The following is a 20,501-nucleotide window of genomic DNA, read 5'->3' as shown; positions in this document are numbered from 1 at the left end:
TCTCTTGTTTCATCTGTCGAAAGAATTCTTAAAGAATTTGGAGATAATTATGTAATTAATTTTGCTTAACTACTTAATCGAAGATACGCCCGTCACTAATCTCTACATCCTAGAACGAGGACAAGCCGATCGCTACCGCCGCAAACAACCGGGATTAATGTGGGGGAGTAGTTTGTTGCCGGGGGCGATCGGGGTCGCTTTGATGGGCAACCTGTCAACTGGCAATTTGAAAGTTCATCCGAACCCGATCCAGCATCGATCGAACGCAAGTATGATAAAACTTCACTCAAATTCTACTCATTTGTAGTCAACTGTGGTAAAATGCGGTGATTATGTATTTACCCTAAATAAGGTGATAGCAGGTCATGGACAAGCAAACAGACTTTCTTCATCAGCAGTTAGCATCATCTCGTTCCAAAATTATTAATTCCTACCTGACAACTATTGAAGATAGTTGTCGGGAAAACCGTTCCCAACTCAAACTCATAAATTATGGTACGGGATCGGGAAAAACTCACCACTTGTTTCAAGCCATATATAAAACGATTGAAGACCGTCAAACTATTCAGGTAATTGGTATATATGTGGCCCCATTAAGAGAGCACCTATTGGTGCCCGATTCTGTCGCAAGTCAATATCCAAATATTCCAGTCTACAAAATAAATTCATTAAAAATGAAAACGACGGACGAGTATATTAAATTGTACAAAAAATGGATACCTTCGATCTTAAACGATAAAAGTTTTTGGAAGATTAGCGACAAAGAATATGCTCGGGAAAAAGTCGAGGCAGCTCGAGAAAATCTCAAAACAGCAACAGGTGTAATTAACCGCCTTGAATATGTAAAGAAAACCGACTTTGGCGACAATAAAGTTAACGAAGACCAGATCGCAAAAGCCGAACAAGAATTGGACAAACTTATTGAAAAATTTTTAGAATTTCTTGTCAAATGTAAGCCCAATGAAAATAGCTGGTTGAACGAATGTTTCAAGCTAATGGAAATATTCTTTCCTCTTCATCTCCTGCGCGAAAAATCGGGCATCTTGATGCTCACGTATAAGAAATTTGAAACAGCTATTTCGTACTTTAGACATAATGGTGAAACATGGATCAAGAAAAGCAGCGATCTCGATGAATACGTTATTCAGGACACAAACAACTCCAGAAAGTTTATTTGTGCCTTTGATGAACAGGAAGATGGCTATCAAATTATGTTAGAGGAAAAGATTGACATCATCTCTCCTAAAGCACTAGCTATCAATAATGCACTCTCATCTATAAATAGAGAATTTTCTCTTCTATTTTCTAAACAAAGCAAGGACAACAGAGATTTTCTAAATTTTATCGAGAATAACAAGGGTGCTTTTAATGAATTTCAAGAACATTTTGAAAAGGGTAAATCTCTTGAAAATAATCTGCAAGAATTTGCCGCTACATATCAAAGATTGATCGCCGAGGAAGGGAACTCTATCAATTTTTTGCAACAAATTGTAACAATAAAAAAAATACTCGAAAAATCCCTCAATGAAATCTTCGAGATTCTAAACGACTGCGATCGAGAGAATCTCATTCACTTGGATTTTGAGATGTTATCCAGAGTTTTTTCAAGATTCGAGAATAACAGAAGTTTGCTGATTCCTCAAGAACTTTACAACAAGATTGGCAACGATATGATGAATATTTTTTCATATAATAATATATACATTTATAATATTGAACCTCTCAAACAACTATTTTTAACTAGAGCTGCCAGCGGCCATGTCCACATAACTGAAGAAAAAGTTTCAGACAATACTTCTGTGGCAGAATTAATTTATGCCATTCTAGCAGTTCGATTGCAAATTAAAACCATCAAAGAACTTCTGGCTAATGTCCTAGATGCTGAGGATTCGCAATCCCGTTCTTTAGAGATTTGGTCGAAACAGATAGCTAAATTTCAAAAGGCAAGTGAAGAGAGTACCCCACAAAATCAACCGCTAAAATACTTAAACCGTGCCTATGTCTATGAAAGCTATAAATCCATCGTAAATATCAAAGAAATTTCGCGCTATCAAAGTTATAAAAATAACCTAATCGAACCCGCACTTAGAGAAGTTTCTATTGGCAGTACAGCCATATTTACTTCGCCTGAATTCAAGATCAAGTCAATGCTAAATAATCCCAGTAATGTGATTTTTATGATTTCCGCAACGGGGGGTATTTTTGGAGATTTAAGCACAAGCTACGACCAGAGTTATTTAGAAGATACTTTGCGCGATCGGTCTGGGAAAAGTTCATTCAATACAATGATAGAAGAAGAAATATTGCTTTGTGAAGAAATCAGAGCTCATCGTCAGGCGCAGCGACAGATTACAGTAAATTTTTTCAACAAAGATGTATCATCCTTTCCCAACCAACAAACTAAACAAGTTGTAGAAAACTTTGAAAAAAAAGTATTAAAAGGTTTTATCGATTCTTTAAAGAATGATGGTACTTGGTTTAGTATTTACAAAACACAAGAATTGCAAAATTTTATTCGATTATTGTTTTATCTTTTTGAAGATGACTCGATTCAAGAAACAATTGCTTTTACTCAAACCCTAAGCTGGATTAAACAGTTGATACATTATTGTGAAATAGTTAAGAATAATAACTTTATATTCAAGCGATCGCCCGAACATCCAAACATATATAGCGTACAAGTAAAGCATCCAAAATATCACAGTAATATTCAGATTAAACTCATGTTATATGAGGCCTCATTCAACAGTCTTTACGAAGATAAAACAGCTCAGAAAACATACATAGACGAGCTTGTTGAAGTAGAAGGGCAGAAAATTTTCTTTATATCAGCTTATCAGTCAGCTTCAAAAGGATTAAACCCCATTATCAAAAAACCAAGCGGTGAGGAAAAAGATTTTGACTCTTTAGCTTTGCTAATGGACAGTTACTATACCGTAATGAAACCACCACTCAAAAAATCAACTGATTCTGAACAATCTACTACACTTTACCATTTTGCGTTAATGAAAAGTATTGTAAAGTTGGGAAACTCTACTTTTGAGATTAAAGATTTTAACAAATACCTGAGCCAACCTGAAGCAGCAGAATTTAGAGAGCGGCAACATCAAATTTTATTAGGAAAAGGAGTTTTACAAGCGATAGGTAGATCGGAGCGACGGGATTTTCCGAATCAGGTTGTAAAAATCTTCATTAATGAAGAAACCAGACAAAATTTACTAAATTTTTACGGATACTTAGAACGCTCGGAACCTAATGAAATTCGCAAATTATCTGCAAACAACCACCACGTTTATCTAAGCCTGCGAGAAGAAGAAAAGAAGCGCTCGATTAATAATTATGAAGATCATGTCTGTGATGAGATTGAGGCCGATCGAGCTTTTCAAAAATTCAGACAAACAATGTTAGAAGAAATCGATAAGTTTCACGATCGCAAAAATACATTTGATATTACAAAAGCATGGGATGCTGTCCGCGAGCCCGTTGTTTTCCAAAACCCAGATAAGTATCTAAAAAAGTTACAAGATTTAAAGCTATTTCCTGCTGATTTTATTGAATCACTCTTCTATCAAAACCTAGAACAAGCTGAGTTTATACCTTATTTAGCGTCAGAAGAGGAAGATGGCAAAAAGTTCCAGGTTATCAGCGATAGCATCAATGGGGAAAAAATCTATCCTTATCAAAAGCAGTTATATCCTGAATATCTCAAAATAAATGCTCGGGGTTATGACTTGGAAGGTAATGAACTTGGATTGCTAGATCCTTCTACCGATCGAATTTACAGACTATACAATGACTTGATTCCACAACCAGAAATTTTTAATACTTATATTCCGCGTCCGCGTTTCTTTTATGATGTTTTGTATCCATCACTAACAGAAAATTTTGTGGAGCGTTGGATTAAATATGTTATTTTCAAAGGACAAGACTGGAAAGCTATCAACACCCTATATAGTTTTGAGCCATTGCTAGATTTCAAAAAATATTGTAAGCTGTATGAGCGGTTCGATCTGTACTATATCAAAGACAACAGACTATTTTGTATAGATGTTAAAGCATGGAGTAGAGCTTCAGGAAATCGCCTTTCCAATCAAACGCTGGAAAAAACCCAAAACAAGCTGAATGCAATTGTTTCAGATTATCCAGAATTTAAAGGTGTGAAAGGATTGCTTCTAAATTTGCACGCAAACCAAGAAAAAAATCACCAATACTCACCAACGCTATTTTCGGGAAATTTGATTTACTGTGACGCTCGTAATTGTCCGGTTGCATCCAATATTCTCCAAGAGTTTTTATTCACCACTGAGAAATAAAATGAAAAATAAAATCAAAGCATTATCAGATCCATCGAGAACAAACCAGCTAAAAATATTAGAGACTCCTGAAAAAGTTGCTGAAAAATTTTTCCAATACCTTTTTAAAATGGGCAAGGGAATCGAGCATTTTCCTCTGCAATATTCACTGGCAGATAGAGGAACAGAAGATGAGGAGTCCGAGGCAAATTTTTATTATAAGAAACGGCATATATTCATCAAACAACAGATCCAAGAACGGCTTTTTGTAGATGGAAAAAAGCCGAATTTTTCAGATATTCAATACTTTATGTCAGATGTTGAGGGAAAAAAATATGTATTCTTTATATCCTCCACTAATAATCATTCTGGATGGAAACAGTTATTTAGCGATCGGCTAAGCAATCGAGAAAGGATTTTAAATTTAGCGTTTAAGTTTTATATTCTTGATCAAAACTTATCTGTTGACACAATGAATGGTTTTGAAGAACTACTATTCATCCATTCCAAAGAGCTAACTGAATCGAAAAATGCTCTGTTGGTGTGGGGACAGAATTTATTAATCAAATATAATCAACACGATGTACTCACATTAACCTTATCTAGAAAAAGCCGACGATTTTTACCAAAAGATCGGTACAGCACCGTAGATGGTGACGATGTGGGAGAGTTGTTAGTTTATGAAGAGAAAAACTACTACTTCGATCGCGATCGCGATGCTCGTCGCAAAAATAAGATTGATTTTATGCGATTCGATAAAGATGACGCAGATTTTGACAAATTCAAAAAGACTCAGCTTTATCATTACCAAAATCTCATGACTAAACTTGAGAGTTTTTTAAAGGAGTGCGCTATCGCATTTGAACCTCTTCCTTTTCAGGCTGACCACTACTTAAAGAATCCTTTTCTTAATGATAAAGTTCTAGAATCTATAGAATCATTAGAAATTATTAACAATACTGGAATCGATCTAACTGAATCCGACCGACAATTATTGAAAAATTGCCTGAAACATCAGGGAGTTTCCGAACTCAGTTTTTATAATTCTGGAAAAACCATTAGTAACTACGAACGATTAGAACTTGAGGGTGAGGACGCTCCTTGTTGGAAAATTACTGAAGTTGTTCCTTGGTCAACTATTGAACTTGACAAGGAAAAAAACTCTTTAGTTTTTAATAAACGTTTGGAGGAAGAAGCGGGTTCAATGGCTTACCAGAGAGGTGACGGTTTCTGGAATCCATCAACAAAAATAGATAACAAGTCAAAAGTTGATTTCTATTCTCAGTTAAAGAAAAAGCTCAACTATTTGGATACAGGAGAGTTTTTCAGTATTCAGGGTCTAAATATACCTGAATTTAAGGCCATTGGATATGTAAAAAAATCTGCTTTGTCCCTTTTCAATTATCAGCAAAAAATCGATATAAATATTCTCAACCAAGATACGCAGGATTTTAATGATGGGGAATTATTGGACGTAGATGATGCTATTTCCTGTTGTCTAAGACAGCAAGAAGACAGAAAAGAATGGGATAATTTTTGCGATAAATACAAGATAAAAATATCACCGGAATTTCAGAAAGTTTGGCTCGAACTAGGAATTAAGAATTGGATGAAGCAAAGTTTTGTAAATCCCAATTTTGGCTTTCGCATTACTCCTCAATCATTTTCTGAGAAACAATTCTTTACTATATATGTACGAAGCCCTAGAAACAAGGAAGCTAAAGCAGTTGCGATCGAATTTCTTTATAAAGACGGTTGCATATACATAAAAAATGTAATGCGCGATATGAAGGAGATCAAAAATAGATTTAATTTTTTAAAAAATCGAAAAAACTCGGAAAATTTACTCGACAATCAACAATATTTTGTAGATGAAACAGAGCAATTATATATTAGTTGTTATACTAGCGATGTATATACACCAATTTTAATTGGAAGAAATGGTGTTATTGAAGATTTAGAAAACGGAAAGCTGGAAATAAACCGAAAAAATCAAGGCAAAGATAGTAGTAGATTATTACCACTAATTTCCTATTATAACGGGGAAATTAAACCCATTAACAGCATCCAAAATATGATTTGTTTGGATTTACAAAATGAAACATTCATTCAGTATTATGTTCCCCCTGGAAAAGCTATAGATTCGGTTATAAAAAAAGGGTTTAGAGTCTACCATGCGATCGGGTGTAAATATTCTAAAGAGGCAATTCCAACATCTGAACTTATCGAACATCCCATCACAGCTTTACATTTTAGTACGCTCACTCAAAATGTTTTAAAGATTAGCGATAACAGTCAATCATCTTTGTTGCAAAAAGTAGCAAAAGAATTGGTTTAAAATTGAGAAACCTAGCTGAGGAATGGCTGTCGAGTTTTTGAATATAATAGATTCTACACCAACTATTACGATTCGGCTTTCGCCGACGCTAAGCGATGTCTACCGAAACATTAGTTAACTGGCTCGAATCGAGCACCGAATTAGGCATATTATCCCGCGAGATTTTACAGGCGATCGCCGGTGAAATGGAGATGTCAACTTTTCTCCCTGGATTTCGAGTGGTAATCGAAGATACACCAGTCACTAATCTCTATATCCTAGAACGAGGACAGGCCGATCGCTACCGCCGCAAACAACCGGGATTAATGTGGGGGAGTAGTTTATTGCCGGGGGCGATCGTCAATTTATCGGCCCTTCAACGAGCGCAACCTGCCGATAGTCGAATTATAACTCGGACAGAATGTCAATTTTGGGTCATTAGTGCCGATCGCTGGCGTGGTTTGCTAGAAAGATATCCACGGATCGCCGAAGCCTACGCTCAACGTTTGGCGGCGAAATTAGAGCAGCTAGAAGCAGAAATTGCCTACGAACGAGAGCGTCAAAATGCCCTCCGCAGCTATCTAGTACCTAGGGCGAAACGAGGAGTCATTGGCAATAGTCGTTATGCAGTGAAATTGCGCCAACAAATTCGCACGGCATCGAGTGACAGCCGATCGGTATTAATCTCTGGCGAACCTGGTTTAGAAAAGGATAATTTAGCTGCTTTAATTCATTTCGGTTCCCATCGCCGCAACGAGCCAATTATTCAGATTAAAAGTGCTTTACTTCAGAGCAATGGAGCGGAATTATTCGGGCGGTTGGGCGGTAAACCGGGGCTGTTGGAATGGTTGGGAGAAGGGACGTTAATTTTAAATGACGTGCAAGAATTACCCGCTCAATTATGCCCTCAAATTCAGCAATTATTAACAGAGGGAACCTATACGCTCGTTGTCAAGGAAGGACAAATATCACCACCACCGCGTTCGAGTAATGCGCGGATAATTTTAATCTCAGAAATTGTCCAACCTCAGCTAGATAACCTGACGCAACATAAGATTAAAGTTCCATCATTGCGGGTGCGAAAATCCGATTTAGAAGCACAGGTTAACTATTATCTCAACCTCATTTGTCGCCAAAAGAAATTAGTCAAGCCCCAAGTTACACCGGAAGCAATTCGCCGCTTACAAGCCTACGATTTTCCAGGTAATTTGCAGGAATTGCAGGGAATGGTCGATCGCGCCTTAGTTCAAGCACAGGGGAGTCAGGTATTAACGGAAGAAGTGTTTTGGGCCCAGGCAGCGAAGAAACAAAAGTTTCGGCTGAATTTATTAAATATTTATCCAAAATTTCGGCAATTTTTACGGAGCGATTGGTATCCCGATCGCGTGAATTATTGGTTTACCACCTGGGTGTTTGCATTTGTGGTAATTATCCTGTTTGTTGCTCCCCAAGATCGACAACATAATTTTGCCCTAAATATCTTTTGGGCGTGGTGGTGGCCGTTAATTTTATTATTATTCCCCATCATCGGGCGATTGTGGTGTGCTTTTTGCCCTTTTATGATTTATGGGGAAATCGTCCAAAAACTATCGCTGAAAATTTTCCCTCGAACTCTCAATAAATGGCCGCGCCAACAAGCAGAAAAATGGGGTGGCTGGCTTCTATTTGGACTATTTACTCTGATATTTCTGTGGGAAGAGTTGTGGAATTTAGAAAATACCGCCTATTTATCCAGTTGTTTGTTGTTGCTCATCACCGCCGGAGCGGTAATTTTTTCCCTAATCTTCGAGAGGCGATTTTGGTGTCGTTATTTATGCCCGATTGGGGGAATGAATGGATTATTTGCTAAACTCTCAATTATCGAACTTCGCGCCCAACAAGGAACCTGCGCGGCGGAATGCAGCACCTACCAATGTTACAAAGGCGGCCCCGGCTTGGGGGAAGGATTAACTACTAATGGCTGCCCGATTTATTCCCACCCCGCCCAATTAACCGATAATAAAGATTGCGTGTTGTGCATGACTTGCTTGAAAGCTTGTCCGCATCGATCGGTAGAATTAAATCTGCGCCCTCCCGGCATCGAATTATGGACTACCCACGTTCCTCACAGTTATGAAGTTGCCCTGTTATTTCTATTATTAGGCGGTATTTATCTCCATCGCTTGCCGGAGATAAATAGTTGGTTGGGGCTGGGCATCAATTTAGAGCAATTTTTACCTCATTTAGGACTGTCCATCGCAGTGTTAATTATCCCGCCGATGATTCCCCTAATTGCCTACGCAATCATGCAGGCAATTTATCGATTGGGACAAGCAGAAACCATGCCATTTACAACCTACAAACCCCTCTCATTTGTCTCTCTCGCCTACGGTTATTTACCCTTAGTCTGGGGCGGTAGTTTGGCTCACTATTGGCGATTGGGTTTGCAGGAAGGCGGTCGAGTGATTCCCGTAACTTTTGCCACTTTCGGACAAATTAGAGACGATTTACCGAGTTTTATTGGCGATCCAGCGGTGATTAGTTTCTTGCAAGGTTTAACTTTGATTGTATCATTATTAGTTACAATATTTGTGACTCAAAAAATTGCCAAGCGCTCAATTAAATCTTTGATTCCACAACATTTAGCGAGTTTGTGCCTGATGCTGAGTTTGTGGTATGCGATCGTAGGAACCTGAGAGGAAGTATGGGCGATATATTACTTTGAGTTTTAATTTTTTACTCGCTCTGACGAATTTAAGAGCAGGCTTCTTGCTGACAGGTACAGCAAAACACCATTAAAAAGGTGCCAGAGGAAATGAGTCCCTGGTGAAAACAAAGGGCAAATTGCCCGATCGCCCAATTCAGCCTAGACAAGTTAAACTGTAAACATTCTCCGCTAGCCACATCCTAAACTATGACCGCACATCAGGAATCCATCATCGACCAGTTCACTCGTCAGGCAATTCCATTCTCTAAATTGTACGCTCACACAAATCAAGAGTCTCTGTACCTGCTGAGAGAAATGGCGAGTGTATCTGACAAAGACACAGTTCTAGATGTTGCTTGCGGTTCAGGTATTGTTAGTTGTGCTTTTGCGGAAGTTGCTAGTCACGTTACTGGCATTGATATCACACCAGCGATGCTCGAACAAGCCCAGATTCTGGCGCAACAGAAAAACTTGATTAATCTGTCCTGGCAACAAGGAGATATTGAAACACTACCATTTCCCGATGCTACTTTTTCTCTTGTTCTGAGTCGTTACGCTTTCCATCATTTTTTGCAGCCAGATGTTGTTCTATCAGAGATGGTTCGCGTATGTCGTCCAGGTGGTCGAATCCTGATTGCTGATGTTGCTTTGCCACCGGATAAAGTGAATGCTTATGACCGGGTTGAGAAGTTGCGCGATCCCTCTCATACTCGCGCCTTGACTCTGGAAGAGTTTCCAAAATTAGTCGCAGATGCCAATCTTCAAAATGTTAAATTGGCTTTTTACAAGGTAGAACTGGGGCTAGAACAACAGTTAGCTGCTTCTTTTCCCAACCCCGGCGATGACCAGAAAATTCGAGAAATTTTTAGAGAGGATATTGGTGTTGATAGTCTCGGAATTGGCGCGCATTTTCGAGGCGAGGAAATTCATTATGCGGTTCCAATCGCTGTCATCGTTGGCGATAAAATAGCCTAAGCTGTATCAACTCAAAACAAGTGTAACAGAGTCCCAGTAATAACAAATAACTAATTATTAATAACTAATAAATATGAGCGACTTATCAATCCGGCCCGCCCTAATCACCAAAGTCATCCCCGACAGCATCTGCGCTGAAATGGGATTTGAACCAGGAGACTCAATCGTCGCCGTCAACGGTCAAAAACCCCGCGATTTAATTGATTATCAATTCCTGTGCGCCGATGAATTTCTAGAATTAGAAGTATTAGACACTAAAGGCAAAACCCACAAATTAGAAATAGAAAAAGATTATGACGAAGACTTGGGAGTGGAATTTGAAACTGCTCTTTTTGACGGACTAATTCAGTGCAACAATCGCTGTCCTTTTTGCTTTATTGACCAACAACCACCGGGAAAGCGGGAAACTCTCTATCTCAAAGATGATGACTACCGACTTAGTTTTCTTTATGGTAGCTATCTCACTCTGACAAATTTGACTCAAAAAGAGTGGGACAGAATAGAACAAATGCGGCTTTCTCCTCTTTATGTTTCCGTGCACGCTACGGAACCGGAAGTACGAATTAGGCTATTAAAAAATCTCCGCGCGGGCAAGATTCTCGAACAAATCAAATGGTTTCAAGAACGTCGCTTGCAAATTCACGCTCAAGTAGTTGTTTGTCCCGGTATTAATGATGGCGAACATTTAGAACGCACTTTGTTAGATTTGGCAAAATTTCATACAGGAAATATCCCGGCTGTAGCATCGGTGGCTGTAGTGCCGGTGGGTTTAACTCGCTTTCGCCCAGCCGAAGATGAACTGAGCGCAGTAACTGCGGAAAAAGCGCGAGAAGTAATCGAGCAAGTGCAGAAAACTCAAGTGCTTTTAAGTAAAGGAAAAGGTGGCCAAAAGGCGAAAAAGCAGAATTCAAAATCGCGCTGTATTTGGCTGGCTGACGAGTGGTTTTTAATAGCTGGTTTAGATTTGCCGTCGGCTGAAGATTACGAAGATTATCCGCAAATTGGTAACGGTGTCGGTTCTATCCGCCAGTTTATCCAGCAGTTTGAAACGGCTTTTGAGAAGCTGCAACCGATGCAAGTCGAGCCAGAGCGCAAGTTAGTTTGGGTCGTGGGGAATGCTGTAGAAAAAGCTTTTGAGCCGATCGTACAACAACTAAACCAAATTCCCGGCTTGTCGGTCAACATGGCAGCACTGTGCAGCCACTACTGGGGACAAACTATCACCGTTACGGGTTTGCTCACCGGGCAAGATTTGCTCGAAGCTTTGCAGGGGCGAGACTTGGGAGATGGCATCCTGCTGCCGTCGGTGATGCTAAAACAGGGGGAACCGCGTTTTCTCGACGACATGACCCTCGAACAGCTCGCCAGCTCGCTGAAAACCCGGATTTTGCCGGTGAGCGGAGTAGAGGAACTAATCTCGGCGGCGATCGGTCTGGCAAATGCTGAAGTTAAATTCTAAATTTTGAATGGAACATTCAAAAGTTAAGATGAGTAGGGTAATTGTGACTTGTAACCGTCGAGTTCAGGCTACAGACTAGAAACTTGAGACCTCAACCTTGCTCTAAAATTGTCTCTAGGATTGCAGAGTAATTAAAAAATTATGCGTGTTTTTCGTCAAATCATCGTAGTCGGAGTAGGCGCTGCAATTACTTTCAGCAACGCCGCACAGAGTGCTTCAGCACAACCTCCGGCTCAATCTCAGGACAGTTTGGCCCTTAGCAATCAGCTCGAATTAGGGCAGAATGTTCGATCGACCTCGAACACAGCGGCAGAATCAGCACCAGAGGCCGAAGAGTTGATCGCCCTTAACCCTCAAACCTCCGAGTCTCAGCAGCAAGGGGGAGCCAAGATCGCATCAACTCCCGCAACGCGGCCCGAGCAAGCATCAAAGCCTCAACAGGCTGCTCCGGCTTCCCCATCAACCCTGTCGCAGGGCGGTTCAACGCCTCTAAGAGGGTTGGAACCGACACAGACTCAGCAGCCTTCCCCGAACCCTCCCAAAAATGTTCCTGTGCCGAGTGCCCCGGTACCAATTCTCCGGGGCACTCCGAACGAAAGTTTCCCCCCTCTCACTCCGAGGGGCATTTTAGACACCAACCCTCCGGCTTCCCTCGAACCCAACCCGAATCCGCTGCAGTTTCCGACAAACCCGGAGGATGTCAGGATCGAGCAAACTGAATCAATTACCTTGCAGCAGGCGATCGACCTCGCCCGCCGCAACAGCCAAGTTTTGCAAATCGCCGGACAGCAAGTGGAACAAAGCAGAGCCGCTTTGCGCGAACAGCAAGCTGCTCTTTATCCAGATCTGAATTTTCAAATGGACGCCAGCCGCTCTGTGACTGCCGGCGGAGAACTCGGAATCCGGGCTACGCAGCGCCGCCTCAACGCTCGGGCTAACGGAACCGGGCAGCCCGCCCCTCAAGCCGGCACAAATTTCGGCAGCAACAGTCTCAACAGCACTTTGCAATTGAGCTATGACGTGGATTTGTTCGGAAGACGGCGGGCTAACATCCGCGCGGCTGAGGAACAGTTGCGCCTTCGGGAATTGGATGTGGAACGCCAAGCCGAGCAGCTCCGCTTCGATACTGCTGAGGCTTACTACACCTTGCAAAACGCGGACGGACAAGTTGCCATCCGCCAAGCTTCGGTCAGAAATGCCCAGCAAAGTTTGCGGGATGCCGAAGCTTTGGAACGGGCAGGGGTGGGAACCCGGTTTGCTGTGTTGCAGGCTCAGGCAAATTTGGCTAACGAAGTGCAACAACTGTCAGTGGCCCGTCGCGATCAGCGAGTTGCCCAGCGGCGTCTGGCTGAGATTTTGAATATCAGCCAGTCGGCGAACTTGACAGCGGCTGACCCGGTAGAGCAAGCGGGCTCTTGGAGGCTGTCTTTGGAAGAGAGTATCGTGCAGGCTTTTAAGAATCGCCCCGAGTTGGAACAGCAGTTGGTGCAGAGAGATATCAGCAAGCAGCAGAGGCGATCTATCCAGGCGGGGCGTTTGCCTCAACTGAGTGTTGGGGGTAGTTACAACGTGCTGGGACAAGACCCTGACGACCCCAACCCGTATGCTGTTCGCGGCTGGGCCGATGGTTATTCGATCCGGGCGAGTCTGACTTGGAGTATCTTCGACGGAGGCGCGGCGAACGCGAGGGTGAGGCAGCGAAATGCGGATATTGCGATCGCCGAAAGTCGATTTGACCAACTCCGCAACCAGGTGCGCCGGGAAGTAGAACAAGCTTATTTTGGCTTAGAGTCGAGTTTTGAGAATATCGAAACTTCTGAGGCGGGGGTTTTGCAGTCAAGGGAAGCTCTGCGTCTGGCGAGACTGCGGTTTCAAGCTGGTGTGGGTACTCAGACGGATGTGATTCAGGCGGAAACTGATTTGACTAGGGCTGAGAGAAACCGATTGTCGGCAATTGTCACCTACAACCTGGGGCTTTCGTCTCTCCAGCGGGCTGTGAGCAATCTTCCGACTAATAACCTCTCCGATGCTCCTTGAGATAGAGTTGGGGCGATTCTCTACGGGATAGCTACGCACGCGTGTCCTTTAATCACAAAGGCAATTAGACATCGGGTATTAAACGTCCAACACATTAGTTAATATTTTGTAATAGAGTTCCATGTCAACTGCGTTAAGGAATCGGCAATGGCCAATATCAAGTTTGTGAAGGAAAATCAGGAAGTCATCGCAGCAGACGGAGCCAATTTGAGGCTCAAAGCTCTAGAAAACCGCATCGATTTGTACACATTTTCCGGAAAGATGATGAATTGCGGGGGCTACGGTCAATGCGGCACCTGCATTGTGGAAATTGTCGAGGGAAGTGAAAATCTGTCGCCCCGCACTGACTTTGAGAACCGCAAGCTCAAGAAAAAGCCAGAAAACTATCGGTTGGCTTGTCAAACTATGGTCAATGGCCCGGTGAGTGTGAAGACTAAACCGTGACTTTCAGAAGGCAGAAGGCTAGAGATGCTAGAGATGCAGAAGGAAAGAAAAATGCAGAATGCAATAATTTTGTTTTTTTTTCCTATTTCACTGTATAATCACGCATTTTGCCAATTTAGGAAAAGAAACTTGGTTTCTAGGACAAGTAAGAGATTGGGCAGCGAGGCATCCAGACAGAAAGCGGGTTTCGACACTTGTCCGTAAGCTCTCCTTCTGTCTTCAAGTTTGCCTTTTACCTTTGAGTGATATCCTAGTTGTGTGTGTTTTTCTATTTTCCGATAGAGGCGAGCGTCTTCATGGAAGTTAACGATTTAGGGTTTGTGGCAACCATTCTGTTTGTATTGGTTCCCAGTGTTTTTCTAATCATTCTGTACATTCAAACAGCTAGCCGTCAAGGTAGAAAAGATTAGCAACTGCTGCTATTTCTGTCAGGCGCAAGCTGCTTGCAAAAAAAAGCGCCAACAGCTTTTTGCTGAGGCGCTTTTTTTGTTAACTGTTGAGTGTTAGCGGCTAACTCTTAAGGATGAGATTCTAGCCGACTGTGCGGGCTAGCAAGACGGGACAGTTGGCATAAACTCGCACGTAGTCTGATAGCGAATTTCCTAGGAGTCGATCGATATCCACAAAGTTTTTGGCAACGTTGGGTCGCCGATCCGGGGAACCGATTACCAACAAGTCGGCATTCAAGTCGTCTGCAATCCGACAAATTTCTTCCCCTGGCTTGCCTGTAGCACTAACGCAGCGGTAGTTAACTCCCATTTGTTTGGTTAGTGCTACTGCCGGGGCCAATACAGGGTCTTTTTCAGCACTTGCTGTTAAATCTGTGCTGGATTTTCCCGTCAAATCTTTGGTGACGTGTACTAAAATTATCTCTCCGCCACTGACTTCTTTGACCAAAGATAGCGCAAGCTGTAATGACTGTTTGGCAGCTTCTGATTTGTCTACCGCCACCATGACGCGCTTGATTTTTTTGACGTAGATGTCGTCTTTTACTAACAGCATCGGTCGGGATGTTAGCTGGAAAACATACTGGCTGACTGAGTTTTCCAAAATCGATTGTAGCCGTCCGAGTCCCCGGGAACCCATAATTATTAAGTCGGATTGTTCTTCTTCTGCGACTTGGCAAACTGTGGTTTTCGGGTCTCCCTGTTTGAGTCGGGGGTTGACTTTGCTGGGATCTATTTTCAAAGACTGGACTGCTTGTGCTAAAATCTTTCCTCCTTCTTCCAACTTCTCGGCCATGCCATCGGAGGTTACTTGCGGCGGCACGACGTGCAAGACGGTGACAGAGGTTTGTTGCAAGGAAGGGATGTCCATCAACATATTAAACATCTCTTCGCACAAGCCGCGACCGGCTACGGCTACTAAAATTTTTTCTATCATGGTTTTGGCGGTAAAAACAGTTGAGTTTTCTTGTGCGACGTTAAACTAGGGCGTTGGTACTCTAGTTTCTTACTGTCAAGCATAAGCCTGAAGTTTGTCTTATGATTTGTAGAAATGTAGCGTTTTGGAACGATTTGTAAAGTGTTAGAGAACGATCGAACTCAACCAGAACTCGCACCGGCTGGTGCTATTCAAAATCGGCGCGGGATGGACTCTGAGGGCTGGTTTGAATATTTGGTGCGAGTGTACCCTCATCATACTGACTACAGCGGTGTGGTTTGGCACGGGACTTATCTGGCTTGGATGGAGGAAGCTAGGGTGGAAAGTCTGCGATCTCTTGGCATCGAGTATGCAGACTGGGTGGCGCAGGGTTTGGAATTGCCCGTGGTGGAACTTTCGCTGCGCTACCACCGGGCTGTACAAATGGGTCAATCTGTGGCAGTCAGAACGCGGATCGCTGCTACCGAAGGTGTGCGGCTGCTTTGGGATTACGAAATTCGATCGGCTGATACTCAGGAGTTATATGTGACAGCACAGGTAACTTTGGTTGGTGTCGATCGCGACAAGAACAAGATTATCCGGCAATTACCGCCGGCGCTAAAGGAGGCTTTGACAAGGCTTTCTGTTAAACCTTCAACCTAAGCTGCTGTTAACTATAAAAAATAGTTGGTGCAGCCCTAGTAAGTAGAGTGCGTGACTTTTGAGTCACTTTATTCGTCGCCCAAATTTTCTTTCGTCACGCACCCTACACAACTGCCTTCTGCCTTCATTGGAAATTTTAATAATGTCAAAAAAACTGGAATTGCCAGAGCCAAGTATTGAACTTCAGCACAAGATTTGCGAGGATAATGAGTTAAACTCTGCTTTAACAACTGAAGAAAAGACAAGTATTGTTTCTGGAAGCCCAGAGAATTTAAAAAATGGTGAATTAGCTGACAGTCAAGGTAAATTTTGGGCGATCGCATCGCTGTCGGCGGCGCTGCTAGCGGTATCGCTGGCTGCGATTTTTATTAGGTTGAGCGAACGGGAAATCAGCCCGAATGCTACTGTTTTTAACCGTTTGTGGATAGCAACTGTAGTATTTGGACTGTGGAATGGTGCTGATGCTGCGCGTCGCCGACTGTCTGGGGCAGAAGTTGAAGAGCGATCGAACTACACTCTGCAGGATGTGATGCTGTTAACAGCCGTCGGCGTGGTTTCTTCTGCTTCTGTCGGTTTCTGGGCATGGTCACTGAGTCAGACTAATGTAGCTAATTCTACTGTACTGCGAAACTTAACTCCTTTATTTACTACTTTGGGGGGATGGCTGCTGTTGGGGCGACGCTTTGACAACAGGTTTTTGGTGGGACTGGCGGTGGCTTTGTCCGGCGCAATTGCGATCGGAATGGACGATTTGCAAACGGCGGGAGACACTCTTGTCGGCGACATTGCTGCTCTTTTATCGGCGATGTTTTATGCAGGAAATCTGCTCATTTCAGAACATTTACGAACCAAGTTTCCGGCGACAACTATATTGATGTGGCGCTGTTTTATGGGCAGTATATTGGTTTTGCCACTGGTTCTGCTTGCGGGCGATCGAGTTTTCCCTTATTCTTGGCAGGGATGGCTGACTGTAATTGCTTTGGCGGTGATTTGCCAAGCTTTCGGTCAGGGACTGCTTATCCACAGTCTAGGTCGTTTGTCGTCGGAATTTGTAGCTTTTTTCCTGCTGCTAGAACCCGTAATTACCGCTATTATGGCTTGGGTGCTGTTTTCGGAAAGTTTGAGCTTGTTTAATTGGTTTGCTTTTTCTGTGGTTTTGGCTGGAATATATTTGGGAAAATCTAGCGGTTCGGCCGCTAAAAAATGAAACACAAAGGAAAAATACTTCAATGATTGCAACATCAATTAGCCTGAACCGCTGGCATTATGACTTTAGTTTGCTGCCTCAATATTTAGATGTGCTGTTTGCTAAATTACGGATTGCTGTGGTGTTCGGCGGCGACTGTGATCGCCCAGGCTCAGTGATTTACAAGACTCACAATCCCCGCTCTTGGAAGAGTTACGAAGTAGTCGCCCGCGAGATTGCTAAAGCCTTAGCAGAAATAGGCTTTCAGCAAGTTTTTGTCATGCCTGATGACATGAATCTGCCGGAACAACTCAAACAAAAAAGTATCCATTTAGTGTGGCTGAATACTGGCGGCGTCCAGGGCTACAATCCTGTTTGTCACACTCCCGCGTTGTTGGAAATGTTGGGAATGCCTTATGTCGGTCACAATCCTCTAAATAGTTCAATTTTAGATAACAAACACGCTTTTAAACGAGAACTGCAATCAGTCGGAATTAAAACCGCTCCGTTTATGACTTGGCATCCTTCTCAAGGGATTTTGCAGCCTAATTTGCATCAGCGTTTTTCCATTGCTTTTGGTGACTATAAAGGGCCGTTTGTTGTTAAGCCAGTATCCGGTCGCGCTTCCCTGCACGTTCATTTTGTAGACAAGATTGAGGGTTTGTCTCAGGCGGTTTCGGAAGTTCACCGCTCCACTCACAATACTGCTTTAATTGAAAAATATTTGCCAGGACGAGAATTTTGTGTAGCGGTTTGTGGCTATGTTAAATATGCTAAAGGCGGTTTTTATAAAAATACAAAGCCTTTTGCTTTTTCGACCATAGAGCGGGTGCTGGAGCCTGACGAACGTATCTTTACTTCTATGGATAAAAAGGCGATTACGGCCGACCGAGGACGGTTGATGGGGGGTGAGGAATCTGAACTAAAACAAGACTTAATTGAGTTAGCTCGAAAAATTTATTGGGAGTTTAGTTTGAACAGTTTGGTGCGTATCGATGTCCGAAGTGATGCTGATGGCTCACTTTATGTTTTGGAAGCCAATCCCAAACCGGATCTGAAACATCCAGGGGAAAATGTGACGAGTTTGGTAGCTTTAGGTTTGGCGGAATACGGAATGAGTTATAACGATTTAATTTTTAGTTTACTGGCGGATAGGTTGGATTATTTGTTGACTCAGCATATCGAAATTATTCCTCATATTGTGGATTTGCTTCATTAATCGGACTTCAGGGTGCGCGGGGCGCACCTTACCTGTAAACAAAAGGGATTTGTAAAGAAATATAAATTGTTGAGCCAAGTGAACACAGGCTGGCAAGTTGTGATAGCTTTGAGTAAGATAGCGATTTGTAGATGTCCATTTTTTTTGTTAGGGTCAAAATCACTCAATTTATATTAATTTAGATAAAACCAATGCAAGCATTACTTTTATTAATAGGATTTGGAAGCGGGGCCTTAGTCTGCTGGCTAATTTTGAATAAGCGAAATTCACGCAACTTGGTGCGGATGCACGGTTCGCAGGAGGCTATATCGAATTTGGCGGCTCAGTTGGATGCCAGAACTTCGGAATTGCGGCAAAAGGTGCAGAATGAAAATCAGCTAAATTCTGAATTGTCTCAGTTGCAAAGTCGATTGGAAACTGTGACTGGCGAGCAAGAAGAGTTAAAAAATCAAGTGTCGGAAATGGAAGGATTTTTGGCAGGAATTGCCCAGGATCGATCGCAACTTGATGCTCTGATTGCTGATTTGCAGTTTCAGCTAGAAAATGCTCAACAAGCTGAGTCGCAGTTAGCAGAAGTGGCAGAACTTAAAGATCAGCTAGAAGTTGCGGAGCAGGAGCGATCGCAACTTAACGCTCAATTGCTGGAAATGCAAGCAGAGTTAGAGGCGGTTGATGCAGAACGTTCTCAATTTCACGCTCTGCTGTCTGAATTTGAGAGTCAGTTGGAAACGGCTAGCCAAAGCAGATTGCAGGTACAGTACCAGTTGTCGGAAATTCAAATTAAGTTCGATCGCTCCATAGAAGAGCGGGAGCAGCTTCAGTCTCAACTGTCGGGTTTGCAAGCTCAACTGCAATTAGTCGAAGCAGAGCGATCGCAATTTACTTCGGAATTGTCAGAGCTACAAGCTCAATTGGAGAGTGCAGAGCAAGAACGCGAAATACTCAACTCTCAATTGCAAACCCCTCGCGAACAAGCACAGGAACCTCCATGTGAATTATTAGAACTGCAAAGACAGTTAGAAGCTGCTCATCTGGATAAAATGCAGTTAAACTCTCAAGTTCATGAACTACAACTTCAATCCGAAATGGTTGTTTTAGAGCGAGAGAGACTGCTGTCTGAGTTGTCAGAATTGGAGTCTCAGGTACATCGCCAGGAGGGAGATAGCTCGCAACTCCAGTCTCAGTTATCAGAACTGCAAGCTCAATTAGAAACTGCTAACACAGAACGATCGCACCTTTATTCTCAACTGTCGGAATCCCAAGGTCAAATCGAGACAGCCAACCAGAGCCAAACTCAACTTCAATCTCAAGTATCCGACTTAGAAGCTCAGCTAGATAGTTTGAGTCAAACTCGCTCTAAATTAGAATCTCAGCTAGAAACAGCTAACACAGAACGATCGCAACTTTATTCTCAACTCTCGGAAATTCAAAGTCAAGCCGAGACAGCAAACCAAAATCAAAATCAACTTCAATCTCAAATCTCGGAGTTAGAACACCAGTTAGAAAGTGTGCGTCAAAATCGCTCGGAATTGGAATCTCAACTCACTTCTCAAATCTCGGAATTGCAAAGTCAAACCGAGACAGCCAATCAGAATCAAAATCAACTTCAATCTCAAATCTCTGAGTTAGAACACCAGTTAGACAGTGTGCGTCAAAGTCGCTCTGAATTGGAATCTCACCTCACTTCTCAAATTTCGGAATTGCAAAGTCAAATCGAGACGGCAAATCAAAATCAAAATCAACTTCAATCTCAAGTATCCGAGTTAGAAAATGAGCTAAATAGCTTGCGTCAAACTCGCTCTGAATTAGAAGTTCAGCTAGAAACTGCTAACACCGAACGCTCGCACCTTTCTTCTCAACT

At 42.5% G+C, this 20,501-nt stretch carries 13 protein-coding genes and 1 pseudogene; 13 read left to right on the top strand and 1 reads right to left on the bottom strand.

The window, feature by feature from the left end; all coding sequences use genetic code 11:
- Nucleotides 1–61 precede the first annotated feature (61 nt).
- The 9 genes from QUA04_RS19525 to psbM all read left to right on the top strand — a co-directional run bounded on the left by QUA04_RS19525 (nt 62) and on the right by psbM (nt 14,620).
- Nucleotides 62–307, top strand: coding sequence for a hypothetical protein (locus QUA04_RS19525; RefSeq protein WP_333259463.1), 246 nt, complete (start codon nt 62–64; stop codon nt 305–307).
- A gap of 58 nt (nt 308–365) precedes the next feature.
- Nucleotides 366–4,313, top strand: coding sequence for a hypothetical protein (locus QUA04_RS19520; RefSeq protein WP_333259461.1), 3,948 nt, complete (start codon nt 366–368; stop codon nt 4,311–4,313).
- Nucleotide 4,314: 1 nt separating this feature from the next.
- Complete coding sequence (locus QUA04_RS19515) at nt 4,315–6,630, top strand: hypothetical protein (RefSeq protein ID WP_333259457.1); 2,316 nt, start codon at nt 4,315–4,317, stop codon at nt 6,628–6,630.
- Between the two features lie 95 nt (nt 6,631–6,725).
- On the top strand, nt 6,726–9,284 hold the full coding sequence (locus QUA04_RS19510) for a sigma 54-interacting transcriptional regulator (RefSeq protein ID WP_333259453.1): 2,559 nt from the start codon (nt 6,726–6,728) through the stop codon (nt 9,282–9,284).
- Between the two features lie 218 nt (nt 9,285–9,502).
- Nucleotides 9,503–10,270: a methyltransferase domain-containing protein gene (locus QUA04_RS19505; RefSeq protein ID WP_333259451.1), complete on the top strand. Its 768-nt coding sequence runs from the start codon at nt 9,503–9,505 to the stop codon at nt 10,268–10,270.
- Nucleotides 10,271–10,343: 73 nt separating this feature from the next.
- The gene (locus QUA04_RS19500; protein WP_333259448.1) at nt 10,344–11,729 is read left to right on the top strand and encodes a TIGR03279 family radical SAM protein; all 1,386 of its coding nucleotides are present in this window, start codon (nt 10,344–10,346) and stop codon (nt 11,727–11,729) included.
- A gap of 141 nt (nt 11,730–11,870) precedes the next feature.
- Entirely contained in the window at nt 11,871–13,766 is a 1,896-nt protein-coding gene (locus QUA04_RS19495; protein ID WP_333259445.1) for a TolC family protein, read from the top strand.
- A 147-nt stretch (nt 13,767–13,913) separates the two neighbouring features.
- Complete coding sequence (locus QUA04_RS19490) at nt 13,914–14,210, top strand: 2Fe-2S iron-sulfur cluster-binding protein (RefSeq protein WP_333259441.1); 297 nt, start codon at nt 13,914–13,916, stop codon at nt 14,208–14,210.
- A 296-nt stretch (nt 14,211–14,506) separates the two neighbouring features.
- Nucleotides 14,507–14,620, top strand: a complete 114-nt coding sequence (gene psbM / locus QUA04_RS19485; RefSeq protein WP_015177760.1) for a photosystem II reaction center protein PsbM — start codon at nt 14,507–14,509, stop codon at nt 14,618–14,620.
- Nucleotides 14,621–14,741: 121 nt separating this feature from the next.
- On the opposite strand, the gene QUA04_RS19480 is transcribed toward psbM, so the two are convergent.
- Nucleotides 14,742–15,593 (bottom strand): universal stress protein, encoded by an 852-nt coding sequence (locus QUA04_RS19480; RefSeq protein WP_333259439.1) that lies wholly within the window; start codon nt 15,591–15,593, stop codon nt 14,742–14,744.
- A 141-nt stretch (nt 15,594–15,734) separates the two neighbouring features.
- Between QUA04_RS19480 and QUA04_RS19475 the strand changes: the two genes are divergently transcribed.
- The 4 genes and pseudogenes from QUA04_RS19475 to QUA04_RS19460 all read left to right on the top strand — a co-directional run.
- Nucleotides 15,735–16,235 (top strand): thioesterase family protein, encoded by a 501-nt coding sequence (locus tag QUA04_RS19475; protein WP_333259436.1) that lies wholly within the window; start codon nt 15,735–15,737, stop codon nt 16,233–16,235.
- Between the two features lie 142 nt (nt 16,236–16,377).
- Nucleotides 16,378–17,442, top strand: a complete 1,065-nt coding sequence (locus tag QUA04_RS19470) for a DMT family transporter (RefSeq protein WP_333259433.1) — start codon at nt 16,378–16,380, stop codon at nt 17,440–17,442.
- Nucleotides 17,443–17,464: 22 nt separating this feature from the next.
- Nucleotides 17,465–18,640: an ATP-grasp domain-containing protein gene (locus tag QUA04_RS19465; RefSeq protein ID WP_333259430.1), complete on the top strand. Its 1,176-nt coding sequence runs from the start codon at nt 17,465–17,467 to the stop codon at nt 18,638–18,640.
- A gap of 191 nt (nt 18,641–18,831) precedes the next feature.
- A pseudogene (locus tag QUA04_RS19460) lies at nt 18,832–20,501 on the top strand (hypothetical protein); the annotation flags it as partial.

The organism is Microcoleus sp. S13_C5, from assembly GCF_036700845.1.
Classification (GTDB): Bacteria; Cyanobacteriota; Cyanobacteriia; order Cyanobacteriales; family Microcoleaceae; genus Microcoleus.
This window is presented reverse-complemented; position numbering and strand designations above follow the sequence as displayed.